This window comes from Vibrio anguillarum, from assembly GCF_001989995.2.
GTDB lineage: Bacteria > Pseudomonadota > Gammaproteobacteria > Enterobacterales > Vibrionaceae > Vibrio > Vibrio anguillarum.
Map to the genome: position 1 here is coordinate 26,952 of NZ_JAHGUP010000040.1, position 19,392 is coordinate 46,343.

The 19,392-nt window shown below is 44.6% G+C and carries 12 protein-coding genes and 1 pseudogene; 3 read left to right on the forward strand and 10 right to left on the reverse strand.

All coding sequences use genetic code 11. The features are described from left to right. Nucleotides 1-11: 11 nt before the first annotated feature. Nucleotides 12-2,571, forward strand: a pseudogene (gene luxQ / locus PL85_RS10840) (quorum-sensing autoinducer 2 sensor kinase/phosphatase LuxQ). A gap of 17 nt (nt 2,572-2,588) precedes the next feature. On the opposite strand, the gene PL85_RS10845 reads toward luxQ, so the two are convergent. From PL85_RS10845 to yccS, 6 genes are all read right to left on the reverse strand, one after another. Continuing rightward, a complete protein-coding gene (locus PL85_RS10845; protein ID WP_019282225.1) occupies nt 2,589-3,254 on the reverse strand; it encodes a PilZ domain-containing protein in 666 nt (221 codons plus the stop codon). 143 nt (nt 3,255-3,397) lie between these two features. Then, nucleotides 3,398-4,942: a glycerol-3-phosphate dehydrogenase gene (gene glpD, locus PL85_RS10850; RefSeq protein WP_115340241.1), complete on the reverse strand. Its 1,545-nt coding sequence runs from the start codon at nt 4,940-4,942 to the stop codon at nt 3,398-3,400. A gap of 185 nt (nt 4,943-5,127) precedes the next feature. After that, the gene (locus tag PL85_RS10855) at nt 5,128-6,387 is read right to left on the reverse strand and encodes a hydroxymethylglutaryl-CoA reductase (protein WP_115340240.1); all 1,260 of its coding nucleotides are present in this window, start codon (nt 6,385-6,387) and stop codon (nt 5,128-5,130) included. An 87-nt stretch (nt 6,388-6,474) separates the two neighbouring features. After that, nucleotides 6,475-6,774: a hypothetical protein gene (locus PL85_RS10860; RefSeq protein ID WP_094131651.1), complete on the reverse strand. Its 300-nt coding sequence runs from the start codon at nt 6,772-6,774 to the stop codon at nt 6,475-6,477. 67 nt (nt 6,775-6,841) lie between these two features. After that, nucleotides 6,842-7,066, reverse strand: a complete 225-nt coding sequence (locus tag PL85_RS10865) for a hypothetical protein (RefSeq protein ID WP_013867905.1) — start codon at nt 7,064-7,066, stop codon at nt 6,842-6,844. A 138-nt stretch (nt 7,067-7,204) separates the two neighbouring features. Continuing rightward, nucleotides 7,205-9,358, reverse strand: coding sequence for a YccS family putative transporter (yccS, locus tag PL85_RS10870; RefSeq protein ID WP_094131650.1), 2,154 nt, complete (start codon nt 9,356-9,358; stop codon nt 7,205-7,207). Between the two features lie 182 nt (nt 9,359-9,540). Between yccS and helD the strand changes: the two genes are divergently transcribed. Beyond that, entirely contained in the window at nt 9,541-11,604 is a 2,064-nt protein-coding gene (gene helD / locus PL85_RS10875; protein ID WP_094149880.1) for a DNA helicase IV, read from the forward strand. A 103-nt stretch (nt 11,605-11,707) separates the two neighbouring features. Here the strand turns inward: helD and PL85_RS10880 are convergent, their stop codons facing one another. Both PL85_RS10880 and torT read right to left on the reverse strand, forming a co-directional pair. Next, the gene (locus PL85_RS10880) at nt 11,708-12,163 is read right to left on the reverse strand and encodes a methylglyoxal synthase (RefSeq protein WP_026027464.1); all 456 of its coding nucleotides are present in this window, start codon (nt 12,161-12,163) and stop codon (nt 11,708-11,710) included. Between the two features lie 52 nt (nt 12,164-12,215). After that, nucleotides 12,216-13,217: a TMAO reductase system periplasmic protein TorT gene (gene torT / locus PL85_RS10885; protein WP_017046403.1), complete on the reverse strand. Its 1,002-nt coding sequence runs from the start codon at nt 13,215-13,217 to the stop codon at nt 12,216-12,218. An 88-nt stretch (nt 13,218-13,305) separates the two neighbouring features. Here torT and torS point away from each other — a divergent pair, with 88 nt between their 5' ends. Continuing rightward, nucleotides 13,306-16,203: a TMAO reductase system sensor histidine kinase/response regulator TorS gene (gene torS, locus PL85_RS10890; RefSeq protein ID WP_234826592.1), complete on the forward strand. Its 2,898-nt coding sequence runs from the start codon at nt 13,306-13,308 to the stop codon at nt 16,201-16,203. A gap of 143 nt (nt 16,204-16,346) precedes the next feature. Here the strand turns inward: torS and pyk are convergent, their stop codons facing one another. Both pyk and PL85_RS10900 read right to left on the reverse strand, forming a co-directional pair. Then, complete coding sequence (gene pyk, locus PL85_RS10895; RefSeq protein ID WP_115340238.1) at nt 16,347-17,810, reverse strand: pyruvate kinase; 1,464 nt, start codon at nt 17,808-17,810, stop codon at nt 16,347-16,349. Nucleotides 17,811-17,997: 187 nt separating this feature from the next. After that, entirely contained in the window at nt 17,998-19,377 is a 1,380-nt protein-coding gene (locus PL85_RS10900) for an MFS transporter (RefSeq protein ID WP_115340237.1), read from the reverse strand. Between the last annotated feature and the right edge of the window lie 15 nt (nt 19,378-19,392).

Sequence of the window (19,392 nt, forward strand, 5' to 3'; positions counted from 1 at the left end):
TCGAGTCATTAATGAGTTTAAGGTCAAGCACCGTCAAGAAAAAACAAAAGATAGCTACCGTGATCACCAAATCAATGATTGCGGTGATTGGCGCATTGACGCTCAGCGTTTTATTTCAAAGTTATCAGATCAGTAGCAAAATCATTGCTCAAGAAGTGCAACGTACGGCTTCTCAAACCTCTAGTCTCATCCAGAACCTCTTTAACTTCCGCCTTTCATTACTGCAGATAAACCAAGATAGCAGCGCAAAAAATGCAGGTTTAGTTAAAGCAATTCGTAAGGGCGATAATGACAGTATTGATCAGTTCTTTTTTGGAGTTGACCAGCTAGAAGTAGCCAACACGCCTGACATTCGTTTCATTTCTGATTCTGACAGCCTGATGTGGGAAGATGGCAATGCTCAGTTTTATGGTATTGAACAAAACGAGCTGGTAAACATGTCTCGTAAAGTCGCGTTAAGTAATAACTGGCATATGATCAAATCTCCCTCTCAATTGGGCTATGCCTACCTAATGGTCAGACGTACTCCCGTTATTGACTCGCAGTCCGGAGAGGTGATTGGTTTTTTGCATCTTGCTACCGTACTTAACAACAATTACGTGCTGGCAGAAACATTACGTGAAGGGAGTAACTCAGAAAATCTCGTGATGACGACGGGTGAAAAGGTCTTAGCCTCAACAATTAATGGTGATGAGACCTACACGGAACGTGATGTTTTAGAAGATAATTTTGACGCCTATAGTTTTGCCGATTACATGGTAAGCCGTACCGCGTTAACCATAGAAGGCGTACCAATTTATATTAACGTCCTCAGTGTGCAGAGCAATGAGAACGTATTGCAATTACGTGAAAATTATTTTTTTTGGATGATTTTTGCCCTTTTTGCGATGGTGATAGTCTCTATTTTGACACGTTGGTGGTTACAGCAGCGTGTCAAAAATGAAATCAGTAGCTTGATGAATTACACCCACAAAGCTGCAGAAGCTGGGAGTTATGAGCTTTTTTCTGGTTCTAAAATCTATGAATTTGATCACTTCGGCAGAACGCTAGAACACACATTTCAACGTTTATCTGAGCAAGAAAAACAATTTGAAGATCTGTTCAATTTTTCACTTTCGCCCATCATAGTATGGAGTATCGACGGTGATATCATCAAAATGAACCCATCAGCAAAGAAATATTTCATGCGTCGCAATGATCAACAGCAATGCATTCTTGATGCATTAAAGCAAGAACTGCAGCCAAAGATACGCCTTGCGGTTGAACAGGAAACGTTCCGAGAGATAAACGTTGAAGTTGGCAATAAGGTTTTTCGCTGGAATTTATCGCCCATTATTTTTGAGCAGAGAATTGAGTCAATCATCACTCAAGGACAAGATATTACGACAATCGCTGAGGCGGAGGCGGCCAAACAGAGCCGACTAGCAAGGCAGGAAGCGGAAGAGTCGGCGCGTATTCGTGCTGAATTTCTTGCAAAAATGAGCCATGAGCCATGAGCTGAGAACACCATTGAATGGAATTTTAGGTGTTTCTCAATTACTTAAGCGTGAAATCAGTGACCATGAGCAACTTGAACAAGTGAATGTGTTATGCAGTAGTGGTGAACATTTATTGGCGGTGCTGAATGATATCCTTGATTTTTCAAAGATAGAGCAGGGACAGTTTAGAATTCAAGAGTCTGACTTTAAGCTGGTTGAGGTCATCTCTGCCGTGGAAAGTATCTATCGGCCATTATGTGCCGAAAAAGAGATTGAGTTCAGCCTAAAGAGCAATATTCCGCCTGATATGATGATCCATAGCGATCAAGTCCGCCTGAACCAAATTCTGTTTAATTTATTAAATAATGCGACTAAGTTTACCCATAATGGGTTGATTAGCATTGAGTTCCAGCAAAAGAATAACCACCAATTGTTTATTTCGATTAGTGATACAGGTATCGGCATCAGAGAGCAAGATCTCGCGCTTATTTTTGAGCCTTTTACTCAAGTAGAATCAAACACCACACGAGAATACGGCGGTAGTGGTTTGGGGCTTGCGATTGTCAAAAGCTTAATTGAGATGCTTGGTGGTGCCGTAAACGTGAAAAGCCAATTTGGACTAGGTACTACATTTTCTGTTGAACTCCCGTTGGTTGTCGTCAGTGACTGCGGGAAGGATATACCATCTTATGAGCGCGCGCCGCCACATGAAATGTTTGAAAAACCAATCAAAGTGTTGCTAGTCGAAGATAATCATACCAACGCTTTTATTGCTCAAGCATTTTGCAAAAAATACGGTATGGAAGTGACAAGAGTAGAGGATGGTCTACAGGCGATTGATTATGTGAAAGATCATCCAGTGGATCTTATATTAATGGATAACCAACTGCCTTACTTAGGTGGGGTTGAAACAACACATTTGATCAAACATGAGTTGATGATGGATGTACCTATTTATGCGTGTACAGCTGATGGTATGCAATCGACTAACGAAGCATTTATGGCCGCAGGTGCAGAGTATGTGATAGTTAAACCTATCAAAGAGAAAGCATTGCATGAGGCTTTTTGTCACTTCCAAAAACGGCAGAAATAAAGCACCGCGCAACATTCTTATACGCTACCAGCCATAAAAGCGCGTTCTAATATTTCTTTTTTCAATGCAGCGGTCATTGCAATTGATTCAAGAAATTTAACGCCTACTAACATTCCTTTACCTTGTTGACGCACACTGACGATTTGGCAAGCGAGATCTTGTGGTAGAAGTGGGGAGAGTGTGGACTTTATCTCAATAAACATATCTTTTTCTAAATGGTGCAAGCCAGGAATAAATAGCGCGCAGCCAGAAATAGAAAAGTCGATCAATTTCCCTTTAAATTGATGCTCTCCTTCATGCATAACGGCAGGCAAAGAGAGTTTATAGCGCTCGTGCTCACGGATTGGTTTGGTCACAAAGTGCTTAGGAAACTTGATAAACAGTAATCCGAACGGTTTAGAGATACTACGAATAATCGAGGTTTTGAACGCGAGTATATGACCTAATTCAGTGTCACAAATCCCACGCAAAATGATTTGGATATTAACTATTTTTCGCATCACCAAGTCTTCACGAGCTTTTACGGGCATATCGATCAGTACATATCTTTCACGTTTACATCCGACAATTGTCGTTGAAAAGCTGTAAGAATCCTCAGGTCCGAATTCAATAGTGACGAGGATTTTCATGCATGGCTTAAGGAGTTTGATGAGATCGTCGCTGTTAGTATTCGGAATTGGCATTGAGTGGCATCGTCGTTACGGAAATATAGCTTTACTATACCCCGTGATTTTTACGTCACCTACTAAGAAAAAGTAAAAAACTCTCAGAAGATCATGTTTCTAAGAGCTTTTCTCAATTTTAATTCTAGTGGCTACACCTTGTGTTAAGCACTGATGCGTTGACATTCACAAGTTGATGATTGGCCGATATAATCATTTAACTGATCAATTTGTTCAGTGTTAAATGTTAAGCCGAGTTTACTTCTGCGCCATAGGATATCTTCACATGAAGAAGCAAATTCATAATGTAAGAGATAATCGACTTCGCATTGATAGAGCCCAACCGCAAAATGTTTACCCAGATCAGCACTACTTTGCACATTATCGAGCATCACCGAAGCTCGGCTACCATAATTAGTGATCCAGCGGTTAATGGTCGCTTTATCAAGATCTGGAAAGCGCTGCTCAAGCTGCTGTTTGAGCTGTGCTGGGTAAAAGGCTTCTCCACCAGGCAGTGGTTTGTTTGCGGTCCAACTGTCAGACATTTGATTAAAAAATGGTTTTAATTGACCCATAGCAGATTCAGCTAACTTGCGATAAGTGGTTAACTTTCCACCAAAAATAGAAAGTAATGGCGCATTATCAGCTTGTTGATCCAATGAGAGTGTATAGTCCCGAGTAATGGCTTGTGGTGAGTCAGACTCGTCATCACAAAGCGGGCGTACACCGCTGAAGTCAGCCACAATATCATCCAGTGTGACCTGATGGATAAAGTGCTTATTCACAACATCCAATAAGTACTGTTTTTCTTCGACGCTAATTTTCACTTGACGAGGATCACCTCGGTATTCGACATCGGTGGTGCCTATCATTGAATAGTGATCAAGATAGGGGATCACAAAGACGATCCGCTTATCTTCGTTTTGTAAAATATACGCCTGCTCTTCATCGTGAATTTTCGGCACGATAATATGTGATCCTTTGATAAGCCGGATACCGTAGGGAGAAGTAATTTCAATCTGCTCATCAATGAACTGTTTAACCCAAGGACCTGTTGCGTTGACAAGCGCGTGACTGCGGCGAGTAAAACGAGTTTGTGTTTTTTCATCAAACAAAGTCACATGCCATAACTCGTCAACACGACGAGCTGATTCAACGCGGCAATAGTTTTTTACTTCGGAACCGAGTTCACGTGCTTGCATCGCATTCAGTATCACTAAACGAGCATCATCGACCCAGCAGTCTGAGTATTCGAAACCCATTTTCATCTCATTTTTAGTCACCACACCCGCGTTAAGGGCTATTTTTTTGCTGGCAGGTAGTGAGGTTCGTTTGCCTAAATGGTCATAAAGAAAAAGTCCGGCACGAATCATCCAAGCAGGTCTTAGAAAAGGGCGGTGTGGTAGACGAAATCGCATCGGTTTTGCAATGTGAGGCGCTTTGCGCAACAGTACTTCGCGTTCAGCCAATGACTCACCGACTAAACGAAATTCATAATGTTCTAGGTATCTCAACCCACCATGAATTAATTTTGAGCTCGCAGAAGAGGTAGCGCTAGCAAAGTCTTTTGCTTCATACAGGCCAACTTTCAGCCCGCGGCCAGCAGCATCTACGGCGATGCCTGCCCCATTGATACCGCCACCGACAACAATAATGTCGAGCACATTGTTTTCGGCTTCAATCGAGTTGCAAACAGAATGGTTGTTCATTGAGCGTACCTATTTCGTTTTTGTTCTGTAATGTTCGTATGAAACCATTTTTCAGTCGAAATAGTTAGTTTTTTGTTTTTTTATTTTGATCTCGATCATTATTTTCTAATGCATATGCTCACTTAACCAATAAAAAAGGCGCTACGTCTTCACGTAACGCCTTTTCGGTTGTGAAAAGTAATACCTCAACGAGCGAGTTTACGATGAGCGCGTGAAAAATGGCCAGCGCAGAACGCACCGACAATAGAAAGTTCACCAGCCAGACAGAGTGATGCTGCCACTTCGGCTAACGCTTGCGAATGACCAGTACCGTGCAGACTGAGAATATCCAAACATGCTTTTTGACTCGGTAACCCTGTACCGCCACCAACGGTCCCTAACATTAAATTGGGTAAGGTTACACTGGCGTACAAACCACCATTTTTGTCCACTTCCATGCGTGTCATACCAATTGCCGATTCAGCAACGCAAGCGGCGTCTTGCCCACAGGCAATATACAAAGCAGCGAGTGCATTAGCGTAATGCGCGTTAATGCCTATCGCGCCGCTTAATGCCCCACCAACAGTCGTCATTTGGCCAAATTGCATCATAGACTGTGGCGTCGTATGCAGATGTTTATGGATGAGTTCGGCAGATAAATGCACCTCGGCAGTCACTTTTTTTCCTCTCACACTACGCAGTGTTTGGCTAGTGGCTTTTTTATCACCCGATAGGTTGCCATCAAGGAATGCGTATTCAGGCTGCACAGGAGTATTCGCCAGAATGGTTTGGAACACGGCATTGGTGGCAATAGTGACCATGTTTTGCCCTGATGCATCGCCGGTTAAAAACTCAAACACGAGGTAGACATGGTTCCCTTCAATATTGACATTAATGTCTGACAGTTTTCCGTGTGCTGTCGTGTTTTCTGCAACTTGTTTAAAGTGGTCATATTGAGTCACTATCCACGCCACAAACTGCCCAGCTTCGATTAAGTTATAAAATGCAAAGCCTGGCGTGCGAGTAACGCCTTCATTTAACAACATGGCGCTTGCACCTCCTGCCGCAGTGAGCAGTTTTGCCCCACGATGATAAGAGGCAACCAAAGCGGCTTCGGTTGTCGCTAACGGGACGAGATAATCACCTTTGGCAAACAGTCCGTTGACTCGTAATGGCCCTGCGATCCCAACTGGAACTTTGACTGTGCCAATAAAATGCTCAATATTTTTGTGGTAGCTGAGCATATCTTGCTCTGTTAAGTCATCTAAAAGCGCACTTTTGTTCGTTCGCGTGTTAAGTACTTGCCAACGGCGTTCTACATTTTTTGCGGTTAAATACGGACTTGGTGTTAATTTGAGCGTTGGAGAAGTGAGTTTGGGTTGGAGTATTTGCTCTAGCTGCTGGGCTGATATATCACCACCCAAAATAGAAACATAATCTCTTCGATGCAGGTTTAGCTTAGGCATAGCGAATCATGGTAAAGAATTTGCGGGCATTGTACTAACCATGCACATAAACACAATATTTGCTTGTGTTGCAAGTTGTGTGAAGAGTTAGGCTTGGATATCCAATATTGAACCCAGCATGTCTTGATCTCGTTGGATAATATTGGTGCCAATGCGGTTGTATTGTGTAGCTTGGTTCAATTTTAGTAGGCTATCAATTGCTTCAGGTTTTTCTTCAGCTTTAGCAACAACTTTATCAAACTCAACTTTATTAAAAGCAAGCGCTTTGTCCGTTTTATCAATAGGAGAGATGTCTTTTTCCATATTGAGCTCACGAGCCGCATCCTCAGCCATTTTATTTGACTGATTGATCAGTTGATAGCCAGAATGAACACCAGATATAGACATAAGCTTACCCTCGTCGATGTCTAAAGTTTAGGCTCCGTTTACTTTTTGCACAAGAAGAAATTCGTGACTAGGAAAAGAGGCTCGAAAGCACATTCAGCTCATCATCAGTGAGTAAGTTATTCGATTCATTTTCCAAAGAGTGCTTTATCTCGCCTTGTAATAAACGCAGTTGTTGAGGTGTTAAATGCTGTAATTGTGATTTTAAAGACTCAAATTGATTATGCGTCATCGACTCATGCCTCAGTAAAAAATGCGCTGCCTTCTCACCGCGGTAAGTTTGATGTCCTTTCATGGCCTTACACCTGTAAGAAAATACTTAATCTGAGATTATTCTCGATGTGGCGATTTTTTGTCCGAAAAATGTCAAGTTATAACAAGAGAAAGGTGAGAGCCGCCCGAAATTGAGCCGCTCTCATTATTACGACAATTGCTAGTTTACACGGACGGCAAACTTACTGGCGAGAGAGTGAAGCTCAGGTAGCATGCGATAAATAAGGTGCAGCTGTTGTAAGACCATTCTTACCGAGCTTTCATCTTCTTCACGCCATTCGGCTAAGCGTTTCTCTAAGCCTGCGTCGTCAATGTCGCTGGTATCGCATTCATCACAATGTTCATAAAGTTGTTTGTGCAACACCTCTAGGTGTTGGTGGATCACTCGGTGAGTTTCAAGTACCAGTTGGTGCGTTGCTTCATCTTCGATGCGTGTCCGATGGGCTCCAAGAGCAGAGATATAGCTGAGCAGTGCATGGTTCAGTGTCAGAAAACGGAAACTTTCATCGATTGCCGCGCGATATTTACCCGGTTCTGCCAGCATATTACTGATCGCTGCGGTTAAATTTGCGTCTTGGTTGTGGGCATTGCGCCGTGAGATGCGATAGCTCAAGTTGTCTTTTTTACCGATGCGGTACTGACCAATAATCTGTCCCAAATAGGCTTTGTTGGCATCGATCGCATCCGCCATGACTTTATGTAATCGTTTTGATTGCCAGTCAGGGAGGATCAGCACTACCGCTGCGACGGCCAATGCGCAGCCAATCAGAGTATCGGCAAGCCGAGGCAGTACCACGGCGTAACCTTCACCCAATTGATTAAAGCAAAACAGCACTAAAAGAGTAATAAAGCCAGTCGCATAGCCGTAGTTGTTTAGTCTAAAGGCGAAAAACATCACACCTGATAGTACGATAAAGACCAATTGGCTTTCTGGCGATGGGAACAAGGTTAAGAGCAGCACGCCTAAAAACAGCCCCGATAACGTGCCAATGATTCGGGCCGTCAGTTTTTGCCGAGTGGCTGAGTAGTTTGGCTGACAAACAAACAGTGTCGTGAGTAAAATCCAATAGCCTCGTTCAATACCAAAACCTTGGATGATTCCGTAACCGATAGTGAGTGCGATAGACATACGCAGCGCATGACGAAATAGCATGGAATCTTTATGCAGATTTGCCTTCACCCGTAACCACATGGCTTTAAGAGTGTGGGCTTCTGTATCATACAACATGCCCTCTTCGAGCTTGTTAGCATCAGGGTTGTTAACGTTATTGAGCTGCTTTTCTACTGTTGCTAAGTTATTGAAAAGATAACCTAATTGCGCTAGTGACACCCGCCAGTCAGGGCGTTGTTGTTCTTGTAGGTAGTTTAATGAGCTTTGCAATTCATCCAAAGCCATAATTGACTCTGAATGGTGCTGATAACTTCGCCCTAACTGAATCGATTGGGCTATTTCACGGCAGGCTTTAGCCTGTGTTTCTAATAAATGTTTAAAGCGAAACAGCACATCTGAGCGGCCAAAGTGTTCGGCAAGCTCTTGATAGCGATAATGACTTGAATTGACACGTTCATGGATATCTTGTGCCATAAAATAGATGTTGAGAAATCGGTCACTGGCACCATCAATATGGCCTCTTTTTGAACGACTCAACAAAGTGGCTTTACATTGATTGAGTGCGGTAACCGTTGCCGCGTTTAAATTGGCTTCAGCAATTCGATATGGCTGAGGAACTAAGTTCGATACGGGATGGAAGAGATGGCTTTTGGACTCAAGATAATTGGCCAATTGCAAAAAAACATTCGCTAAGCTTTGCTGTACTGGTTGCATTGGCCAAAACATATGCCAAATCATCGACATGAAGTAATACCAAGCGGCACCCGTCAGGAGCAAAACGGGTTGAAACCACAAATTCACGCTTTGGTGTGCACCCAACATGGTGTAGATGGCGATAAGTAAGGAGCCAAAGGCGATGCTGGCATAGCGTGGGCCAATTGCGCCAAGAATGATAAAACCAAACGAGGAGATGAATAACCCAATCGCAAACAGTGGCGGGGTATGGAAAAGCAGTTCGATAGAAAATGCAGCGATAGCAAAGCAGATAAATGTCAGAGTGAGGGATTTTAACCGTCCACTGAAACTATCATCACTTTCAGCCAGTGCTGCGGCAATCACGCCAAGGATCAGTGGCGTAATCCAAGTATTGAGGTTGTAGTGCCACGCAGGAATGACTACACCTAATAGAGTGATCAAAATGAGAATGCTGTAATTGACAGTTTTATTCGCCCAATAAAGACGAATTTTGCTAGAGAGCGGCACGATACTTCAACATCCAAAAAGAAAACCATAGTGTAGCAGAAGCGTTGATTAACACTCTGATCAAGATAAAGAAAAACGTCTACTTGATTACAAAATCAACAACAGTAATCTTGACATTAATTTTTCAATGCCCACTGTGATTGGTATATCATATTCACATTCTTATAAAAGAGCATAAAACCATGCAGCTGAGCGCAAATAAGCCTGCACAATTTCTCATTCAAGACGAATATAACCAAGTTGAACTTGACCAACAGCGTTTGATTATCTCCTCGGCTGTCAGCGAAGAGCGGATCCCGTTCACGGTTTGGAACGGTAAAGTCCGTGTTAAGCGTGGTTTGTTTTGGGGAGCATTGCAGTTTTTTGCGCATGAAGATGAAGGTGTTCAACAATCATGGTTGGTGCAAGGTTTGCCTTGGCCCGAGTGCCGACAGTTTGCCCATACGGCGGTAGCGGCTTATCAACAATGGCACAATCGTCAATGTGTGCAGTTGAGTCAGTATCTGCCTCGCTGGGAGCAAGAGCTCAATCGCTTGAAGCGTTTACCCTCTTTTTTGCCGCACTCCTTATTGGATGTTTGGGCTTTGCAAGTGGAAGCTGATTTTTCGACGATGGACATGAAATTAGCCGAAGCACGTCAACGGCTACCTGATGCTATTGCTCAGCTCTCGCCTTGGCTTACGGATCGCTCGGCGTCCCTTGCCCAGCGAAATCAACACTGGCTTGAATTGGAACGTCAAAACTGGGAAGTCTTATTCTCTCAAGTCGAAAGTTCTCCCCTTAATCTATCGCAGCAACACGCAGTGCTACTCAATGATGATCACAACCTCATCCTTGCGGGTGCAGGTTCGGGCAAAACCAGCGTTTTGACGGCGCGTGTTGCGTATCTACTCCAAAGTCACCTTGCACAGGCCCACGAAATTCTACTGGTGGCTTTTGGTCGCGATGCGTCGAAAGAGATGGAACAGCGATTAGATAGCAAAATCGGCATGGCGGCGGAACACGTTCGCGTTAATACCTTCCATCAGTTAGGGCTGAAAATTTTAAACGAGGTTGAAGGGCGAGAAGCGATCATTTCGCCAGTGGCTCTAGACAGTAACTTAAAGTTGGCATGGTGTATTGATTGGTTGAAGAAACATTGGATGACGCCGACCAATTTTAAGCGTTGGCAGAAGCATTTATCTAAATGGCCAATTGCTTATTTAGCTGGTGATGATGAACTGGGCAGCCATGTTGAAAACCCAAAGCTGATTGCATGGTTGGAAAAGCAGCTTGAGCAACTGGCTATGCTTGGTCTTGGGAAAAAGGAGCTGCAACAACGTTTGATTGACCATCCAGACTATTCACGGCTGAACAGTGAGCTCTCTTTGTGCTGGCCATGTTACCAAGCTTGGTTACAAATGCTCAAAGAGCAAAATCAAATCGATTTTAATATGATGATCAGCCGCGCAACGGAATACGTTGAAAAGGGTAAATTTAAATCGAATTGGAAATTCATCATGATCGATGAATACCAAGATATTTCACCACAGCGATTGGCGTTGATCCAATCTTTATGTGAGCAGCAGCCAGGAGCGTGTAACTTGTTTGCCGTGGGTGATGATTGGCAGTCAATCTATCAATTTGCTGGTTCTGACGTGGATCTTACGACTGGGTTTAGTGAACGCTTCCCACACTCGACGGTTCATTATCTGGATACGACTTATCGTTTTAATGATCAGTTGGGTGCGGTAGCTAACCAGTTTATTCAAGCTAATCCGAATCAGTTACCAAAAACACTTAACAGCTTCAAGCAGCAAAAACAAAAATCAGTTTTTATTGCACCAAGCAACAACATTGAAAAGATCTTGGATCAACTCAATCGCCAAGCGAATAGTACGCAATCTGTGCTATTGCTTGGACGAAACCATTATCATAAACCAGAGCTGCTTAACGACTGGAAAAAGCATTACCGCTCACTCAATATAGAATTTATGACTTGTCACGCCAGTAAAGGTAAAGAAGCCGATTTTGTGATTGTGCTCGGTGTTGATGAGGGGCAGTTTCCGGCTCGAGTGAAAGCGCTGCATATCGATAGTGCATTGAGCCAATCGAATGATGATTTCCCCTACGCCGAAGAGCGCCGTTTATTCTACGTTGCAATGACCCGCGCTAAAGAGAAAGTGTGGATCACGCACTCGGGCAGTGGCTCGGTTTTTGTTCGCGAATTGCTATCAGGGGATTACCCAGTGGTGAAGCAGAAATAACGCATCCTTTGAAAGGGGATGCGTTCACGCAGGCGATCAAGTTGTCTTATGTGGTGATTTGGATTTTGACTGTGTGTCTCTGTGCGTATGTAAAGGTTATAGGTTACATGCGTTCAGCTAGATAAGCTTGGTAATCAGGGATCTCGATATCGACCTCTTGCTCTATCAACTGTGAAGAGAACAAAAATTTAGCACTGGCGCGGTTTGTGGCAACTGGAATGTTCCAAACGCTGGCAATTCGTAGCAGAGCTTTTACATCGGGATCATGCGGTACGGCATTGAGTGGGTCCCAGAAGAAGATCAACACATCAATTTTGCCTTCAGAAATCAACGCGCCAATTTGTTGGTCACCACCCATCGGACCGCTGATCATGCTTTTTATAGCAAGGCCAGTCTCTTTGCTGAGCATATTGCCAGTGGTTCCTGTCGCGTATAAAAAATGGCGCTGTAGTTTTTCTTTATTTTCTTTTACCCAGCGAAGTAGTTCCGGTTTGCAGTTGTCGTGAGCGACGAGAGCGACATGCTTATGCGCAGGCATAGTCCGAGTCGTTGTTTGCATTGAAGAGTCCCTATGATTCAAATCAGTATGTTAAATAGCGAAATCGCCACTTTTATTCAATCTCTTTTACGCTAAAAGTCGGCCTATATTCAGATGGAGATAACGAATCTGCAATTATCTGCGGATTGAGTGACATAGGCGTTAAGGATTCGATAATCGGTGCAGCTTTTTTTTCATAAGGCTGCTGATTGAAAAAAGCCGCAGCTTGTTGAATGGAAAGCCTGCCTTGCTCGACCATTTTATCCGTTGGCGCAAATTCGACTCGGCCACGCAGCAGCCCGCGGTAGACGCCATGACTTAAATAGGTTGCCACCAAACCGATGTGGTTTGTCATCCCTGAGGTTCTCAATTCGCTGATCGCCGCTTCAATCGCGACGGCGCTGCCCACAATATAGCGAAGGTCAGTTCGCTCCAGCGCTTGTTGTACTAAATTACGCTGCAGTTCTTTATCATTATCTGCCCATAGGCTTTCCACTACGTTGATATCGCTGTCTTGTATTGCGCGATAAAAACCTTGACTAACGGGTTGAGTACCACCACTGGTTTTCGGGCCAAGTAGCAAAGCTATATTGGTTTTTCCACTGCCTTGTGGGTGCTTATCAGCAAGATATTTTCCCGCGTAGTATCCCATCCAATACCAATCGACACCCACTTGACCTTGTAGCCGCGCAGCCTGCTGCTGATTGAGAATGAGCTGATTAACCGTTGCAAACACAGGCGTAGAAGCGACGTATGTGCTTAAGTCCGTTGTGTAAAGATCCGGCGCAACAGTACCGAGAATGATCGCATCAGCGCCCCAACGAACGCACAATGAAAGCTGTTCTTTTTGTCGTTCATGATTAGGATAACCCCCCGATTCTAACACGCGTAAATTCAACTTCTGTTTTCTCGCCTCGTCAACCATTCCATAGTTGACTGATAACCAATAGGAATCTTTGAGGTGAGGGTATAAAGCGCAGACTTTCTTATGGGGTTCGGCGAATGTTGTGCTGCTAACCAAGCTTAAAATTAGCAGTAAAAGCGTTGGGGAAATAAGGTTTAAGATCAATTGCATTCGCTATTCGTTGGCATAACGTGAGTAAACACTGCAAAATATAGCCCATTCCGTGTTGCTTAAGAAGTAATGTTTGAGGTTGGGTGCCATGTTGTTAGCCAAAGCCAGTATTGGCCGAAAATTAATGTTGTCCTTTTCGGCAATGGCCCTGCTCGTTTTGTTATCGGCGTTGATCGGTGTGTTTGGTTTTTCGCTGGTGGCTAAAACCGAACGTAATGTGGTGAATTCTGCCATTCCTTCGATGCTGGAAGCGCGTCAAGTGTCGGAGTTAAGCACACGAATCATTACGTCTGTGCAAATGTTAACCAACTCAAAAACAGAGCAAGAGCGCCAGCAGTATGGCAAAGCGCTTTTCGATCAGCTTCAATCTTTGCTTAATCACATCAAGCAGTTGGGTGCCGATTCTTTTGATTCAGAACTGCTGACGCGCCTAGAAAATGATGTTCAAAGCGTTATCGATACATTGGCTCAGCTTGGTATTACGGTTGAGCGTAAGTTGTATCTGGCACATGACTTAAGTGTTCGAGTGGAAGAGATGCGACAACTGGCGCTGCAATTGGAAGAGCTGACGCGCACTCAAGTGCTCAATACCAGTACCATCGCAGTGGCGAATGTGACGCACATTTATGACTTGCTGCAAGCCGATAAAACATCACAAGCGTACAAAGCGTTAGACGCTTTAGTGGAAGTGGACCTCGATCTTTCAGAACGCTTGCATGAGCTTCATTTGCTGGCGTTCAAAATGCTCAGCCATATCGAAGAGACACGCACGGTTACCGATGTTGAGCGTATCCAACAGATCCAAACCGAGTTTTTGCATAATCTCACCATCATGCAGCGCAGAGTACGCGCGGTAGAAGACCCGACTCGTTCGAAGCAAATGACAGAGCTGCTTAATGAGTTAGAAAAGCGCAAAGTGGTTTTTAGTGTTTTACAGCAACGTTATGATAACGAACAGGTCGCGAAATCGCTCACACAAAATACCTTACTACAGTTTTCAGATCTCAATACCACCGTCAGCCGATTAGTGGATGACTCCAATCGTACAACGACCCGCGCTGTTGAGCAGCTCTCTACAACCTTGAACGTGGCCCAGTATACATTGACCTTACTAACCTTGGTTGGCCTTCTCATTGCAGCTTTCATTATGTGGAAGGTCGTCTATCTGTCGGTGGTAAAACGTTTAGCTGAATATTCATCGGCACTGTTATCCATCGCAAAAGGGCAACTGCAGGTGGAAGTGGTAGTCCAAGGAGAGGATGAACTGGCGCAAATGGGGCAGGCGATCATCACGGCTCGCAATACCGCGCAGTCTCTTAAAGTGGTAGCGGAAAGCGAGGCGCAGGCGAGAGAGGCGTTACAAGAACATAAAGAGCACTTAGAGGAAGTGGTTACCGAGCGAACAGAGCAATTACAACACACCAATAAGAAACTCAATATGGAAGTGTTGAATCATGCTAAAGCTCGCAACTTAGCCGAACAAGCCAACCGCGCTAAATCGGCATTTTTGGCCACCATGAGCCATGAAATCCGCACACCAATGAATGGCGTATTGGGCACGGCTCGTTTATTACAAGAGATGCCATTAACGGTTCAACAGCGCCAGTATGTGGACGTGATTAACCGCAGCGGCCACACCTTGCTGTCCATTTTGAATGATGTACTGGATTATTCAAAAATTGAGGCCGGACACTTAGAAATTCGCAATGCCAACTTTAATTTGCACCAAATGGTGGACGATGTTTACCAACTGATGAAAGGACGTGCTGAAGAAAAGTCGCTTGAATTTACCAAGCAGATTGAACTGGATGTTGCTCCTTTTTGGGTGGGTGATATGACTCGCTTAGGTCAAGTGCTGACGAACCTTGTGGGTAATGCCATCAAATTTACCGATCAAGGTTATGTGGATATTTATGTCAGTCTTGATGCTGAAATGCCTAATCAAGTGACATTTGAAGTGTCGGATTCCGGTGTTGGAGTCAGTGAACAGGATCAAATCAGGCTGTTTGATGCGTTTACTCAAGCTTCCAGTGAGCAAAGTTACAAAGGCGGTACTGGGCTTGGTTTGGCTATCAGCAAACGGCTTGTTGAAGCCATGGGCGGCGAGCTTAAGCTTGAATCAGATTTAGGCAAAGGAAGCCGTTTTGAGTTAACTGTTCCTTTACAGCGAGGAGAGGCAGTGAATGACGTGGTTAAAAGGCCGATAGCCGCGACGCGAGAGGCCAGCATCTTGCTGGTGGAGGATAACCCTGTCAACTGCATGGTTGCTGAAGGGTTTTTGACCAGTCTCGGTCATAATGTGCTCACCGCGAAAACAGGCGCTGAAGCTCGGGTTCTGTTTAGTGAAGACAGGTTTGATATCGCACTGCTCGATATTAATCTACCTGACGTTAATGGTGTTGAGCTGTTGGCACAGCTCAAAATTATCGAACGTGAACAGTATTCGCATCTACGCCCCACACCGATGGTTGCTATTTCGGCGCATGTGTTTAATGAAGAGGTGGAAAGCTATTTAGCGGCTGGTTTTGATGGCTATTTGCCCAAACCTTTAGTCAAAGAAGATCTTGCACAACTTGTCCAGCAACGTATTGAACACAATACCTTACCCGTTGAGTTGATTGTGCCTATGCACGTAACCTCGGATAGCCAAAAATCCGCTCGTCCGATTATGGACGAGCGGATCCTACTCGCGGATATTGAAGTGCTAGGGCGTGACAAGATGAATGAAATCATTGAGTTGTTCGCCGATTGCACGCATGAATACCTACACGAGTTTCGTCAATCCAGAGAACAGGCTCAGGTCGTTAAGTCGTTAGCACACAAATTGAAAGGTTCAGCTGGCAGCTTAGGTTTGCATGCCTTGTTTGAGCTGTGTTTAGTCATTGAGAAAAGTGCTGACTCTGCGCAAACTTATCAAGAGCTACAAGCGGAATTAGAAGCCTTAGCCGCTCAATCCATTCATTCACTCAGGTTACTGTTTGTATAAATAATTGGCTGTTGGCATCATTAAAAAGGGCCTGCGACAAGCGCAGGCCAAGTTCCCTGTGGAGCAAGTTTTTTTAGGGGGAGGTGTTGAGATCACTGAATAATTTTAATGATCTCATGATTAGCGGCGCAGAACCCTACATTCTACGCGGCTAATTCTTTTACTACTGGCAACGTCAATAAACGACAGACGTTAATATTACCCACGCCTTCGATCGATTCTAATTGTGTCATTAAAATGGATGAAATATGGCGGTTAGCCGCGTCTTGTGCCAGAGCGTTAAGCACTTGCTGAGACAGCAAATCTGCTTGCGTCGCTAATGATGGAATATAGGTTGGTGTAACGCCGCGCAAAATGGTTAATTTACGCAGCAGTTCAGGCCTGTCGGAGAGTGCCCAAATGGTAGCTTGGCTTTGACAGCGAGACATCAACAGGGGTGTTTCTCCCTGTTGAGTTAAAATGGCGACCCCAAGATCTCTATGAACCTTAGTCGCCGATATCATGGAGGAAAGCGCGAAGCTTTTGCCCGCATCGCTGCACAAATGATGCAGTTTATCCCATGAATTTTGCGCACAGCCTAACTCTTGTTCTGCACCGTGAGCGATACGCACCATCGCTTCCACTGCTTCAATGGGATAGCTTCCCGCCGCTGATTCTGCTGACAGCATAATAGCGTCAGTGCCATCAATAATCGCGTTCGCTACATCAAGCACTTCTGCGCGTGTTGGCAGCGGGCTGTCAATCATCGACTCCAGCATCTGTGTTGCGGTGATAACGGGTTTGCCTAAATAGTTTGAGCGCGCAATCAACGCTTTTTGTACGCCGGGTAGGCGAGCATCACCGATTTCAACGCCTAAATCACCACGAGCAACCATCACAACGTCGGATGCATTGATGACCGCGTCCATATTTTTTTGATCGCTCACCACTTCGGCTCGCTCTACTTTGGCGACAATGTGTGCATGACATCCGGCTTGTACCGCTAACCGGCGCGCTTCATGTAAATCCTGGGCATTACGTGGAAATGAGACGGCTAGAAAATCGGCTTGGAGTTTCGCGGCAGTGATGATGTCTCGTTTGTCTTTGTCCGTCAGTGCCGGCGCGGAGAGGCCACCACCGAGCAAATTAATGCCTTTGCGATTAGACAGCTTACCGTTGTTTATGACGCGAGTTTTTACCCACTGCTGTGGTTTGTTGAGTTCTTCGACCCGGAGTTGTACTCGGCCATCATCAAGCAGTAAAGTATCACCCAACTTCAAGTCTTGAATCAGCTGCGGGTAATCTAAGCCCACACGTTCTTGGTTACCAGCCATTGTGGGGTGAAGCCCATCGAGAATAAGTGAGTCACCCGCTTTTAGAGTGATCGCACCGTCTTCAAAACAGGAAATACGGATCTTAGGTCCTTGTAAATCGACTAATATGCCGACACTGACACCAAGCTTTTGTGAAATGTCACGTACTAGCATCGCGCGTTCAATATGCTCGTCAGCGGTGCCGTGAGAAAAGTTTAAACGTACAACGTTAACACCAGCATTAATGAGCTTGGTGATCATCTCACGGCTTTGGCTTGCAGGGCCAAGCGTTGCAACGATTTTTGTTTTACACATAGTGGTATCCTATAACGACACTCGCTATAGCCATTTTACTTGAAGTTATGGTGGTGCAAATTGCACTTGTCCATTGCTCTCGGCCGACATTTGGTCGATTTTTCAAGTGATTTGGATATAGAAAATAAGAATGAAAATAAGAAAATAACAGGGAGGATTATCCCCCCTGTATCAAGGGTGTTATAGATTAGAGAATTGGTTTCGTTTCCAGTATCTGGCCCGTAGGAGCATCAATATCCGTTACTTTCTTGGCATTCCATACCGTAGTCGCAAGCAGTAAAGAAATCACGCCAGCGGCCAACCAGAAATATTGTGCTTGAGTAAAGTCATATTTGGTTACGCCATCTACTTCCGTCATTTTAATCAATGATGAAGACACCAGTTCTTGAGCCGAAGCGGCTAAGTAAGAGAACAAACCAATAAAGCCCTTTACGGCACCGACGGCATTTTTAGGCATTAAGTCACAAGCCGTTAGGCCAGCAAGAAATACGACAAGCCCACCAATCGCAAAACCAATTAAGCCTAGAGCAACAGCATCTACCATACGGTTATCGGGGCCGAAGAACATCAAGCACATACCTGCAATGTTGGCAAATCCGTAAAGTAGCGTTGGGATATGACGGTTAGCGTTGAATACTTTATCTGAAATGATACCAGACAAAATAGCGCCCGCGAGGCCTGCAATAGGGTAAGTGGACATTGCAAAACCAGCATCAATCAGTGAATAGCCTTTGGTTTCTTGTAGGTATAACACCGCCCAAGAAGACATCGCATAGCGAGAGATATACATCGCGGCACAAGCAGCGGCAATCAGCCAGACAGTCGGCTGCTTCAAAATGAACAGTTGAGCGCGACGTGTTTCCTTTGGATCGTTGGCTTTTTTGAACTCGGGCTCTTCACCAAATGCTGTTGCAACATCAGGTAAACCATAGGTTTTCGGACGATCTTTCAGTACAAAGAACATAATCAATGCAGCGATGATGGCAGCAATGCCCGCACCGATGAAACCTGCTTGCCAGCCTAAATAACTCACTAGCGTTGCTGTTAGAATCCAAGTGATGCCTTCGCCGATATTTCGAGATCCTCCCCAAATTGAATAACGGCTTCCGCGTTGTTTAGGTGAGAACCATTGGAAAAGCGAGACGCAAGAAGGCGCAGAACCCACCGATTGGAACCAACCATTGACGGCCCAAAGTAACACAAAGAAGAATGCCGTGGTGTTCAACCCCATGAATATGGCAGTGGCACCAGAAAGCAGTAGTGAGAACGACATAAATCGGCCGATGTTGGCGTAGTCAGAAAGGAAACCGTTCGAAAACTTACCAAATGCGTAGGTGAAGAAGAAGGCTGATCCCATGATCCCGAGTTCTTCTATCGATACGATGCCCGCATCAAGCATCGGTTTTTTAACGACGCCTAAACTCATACGAACCACATAGAACATGGCGTATCCAAAGACTAAGCCTAAGAATACTTGCCATTGAAAACTTTTGAAACGCGATTGCATTGCGCCCTCAGAGCTATCCGATAGCGGTAGATCTGGGCGAGTTTTAAAAAAGTTAAGCATGGAGCTCTCCATTCA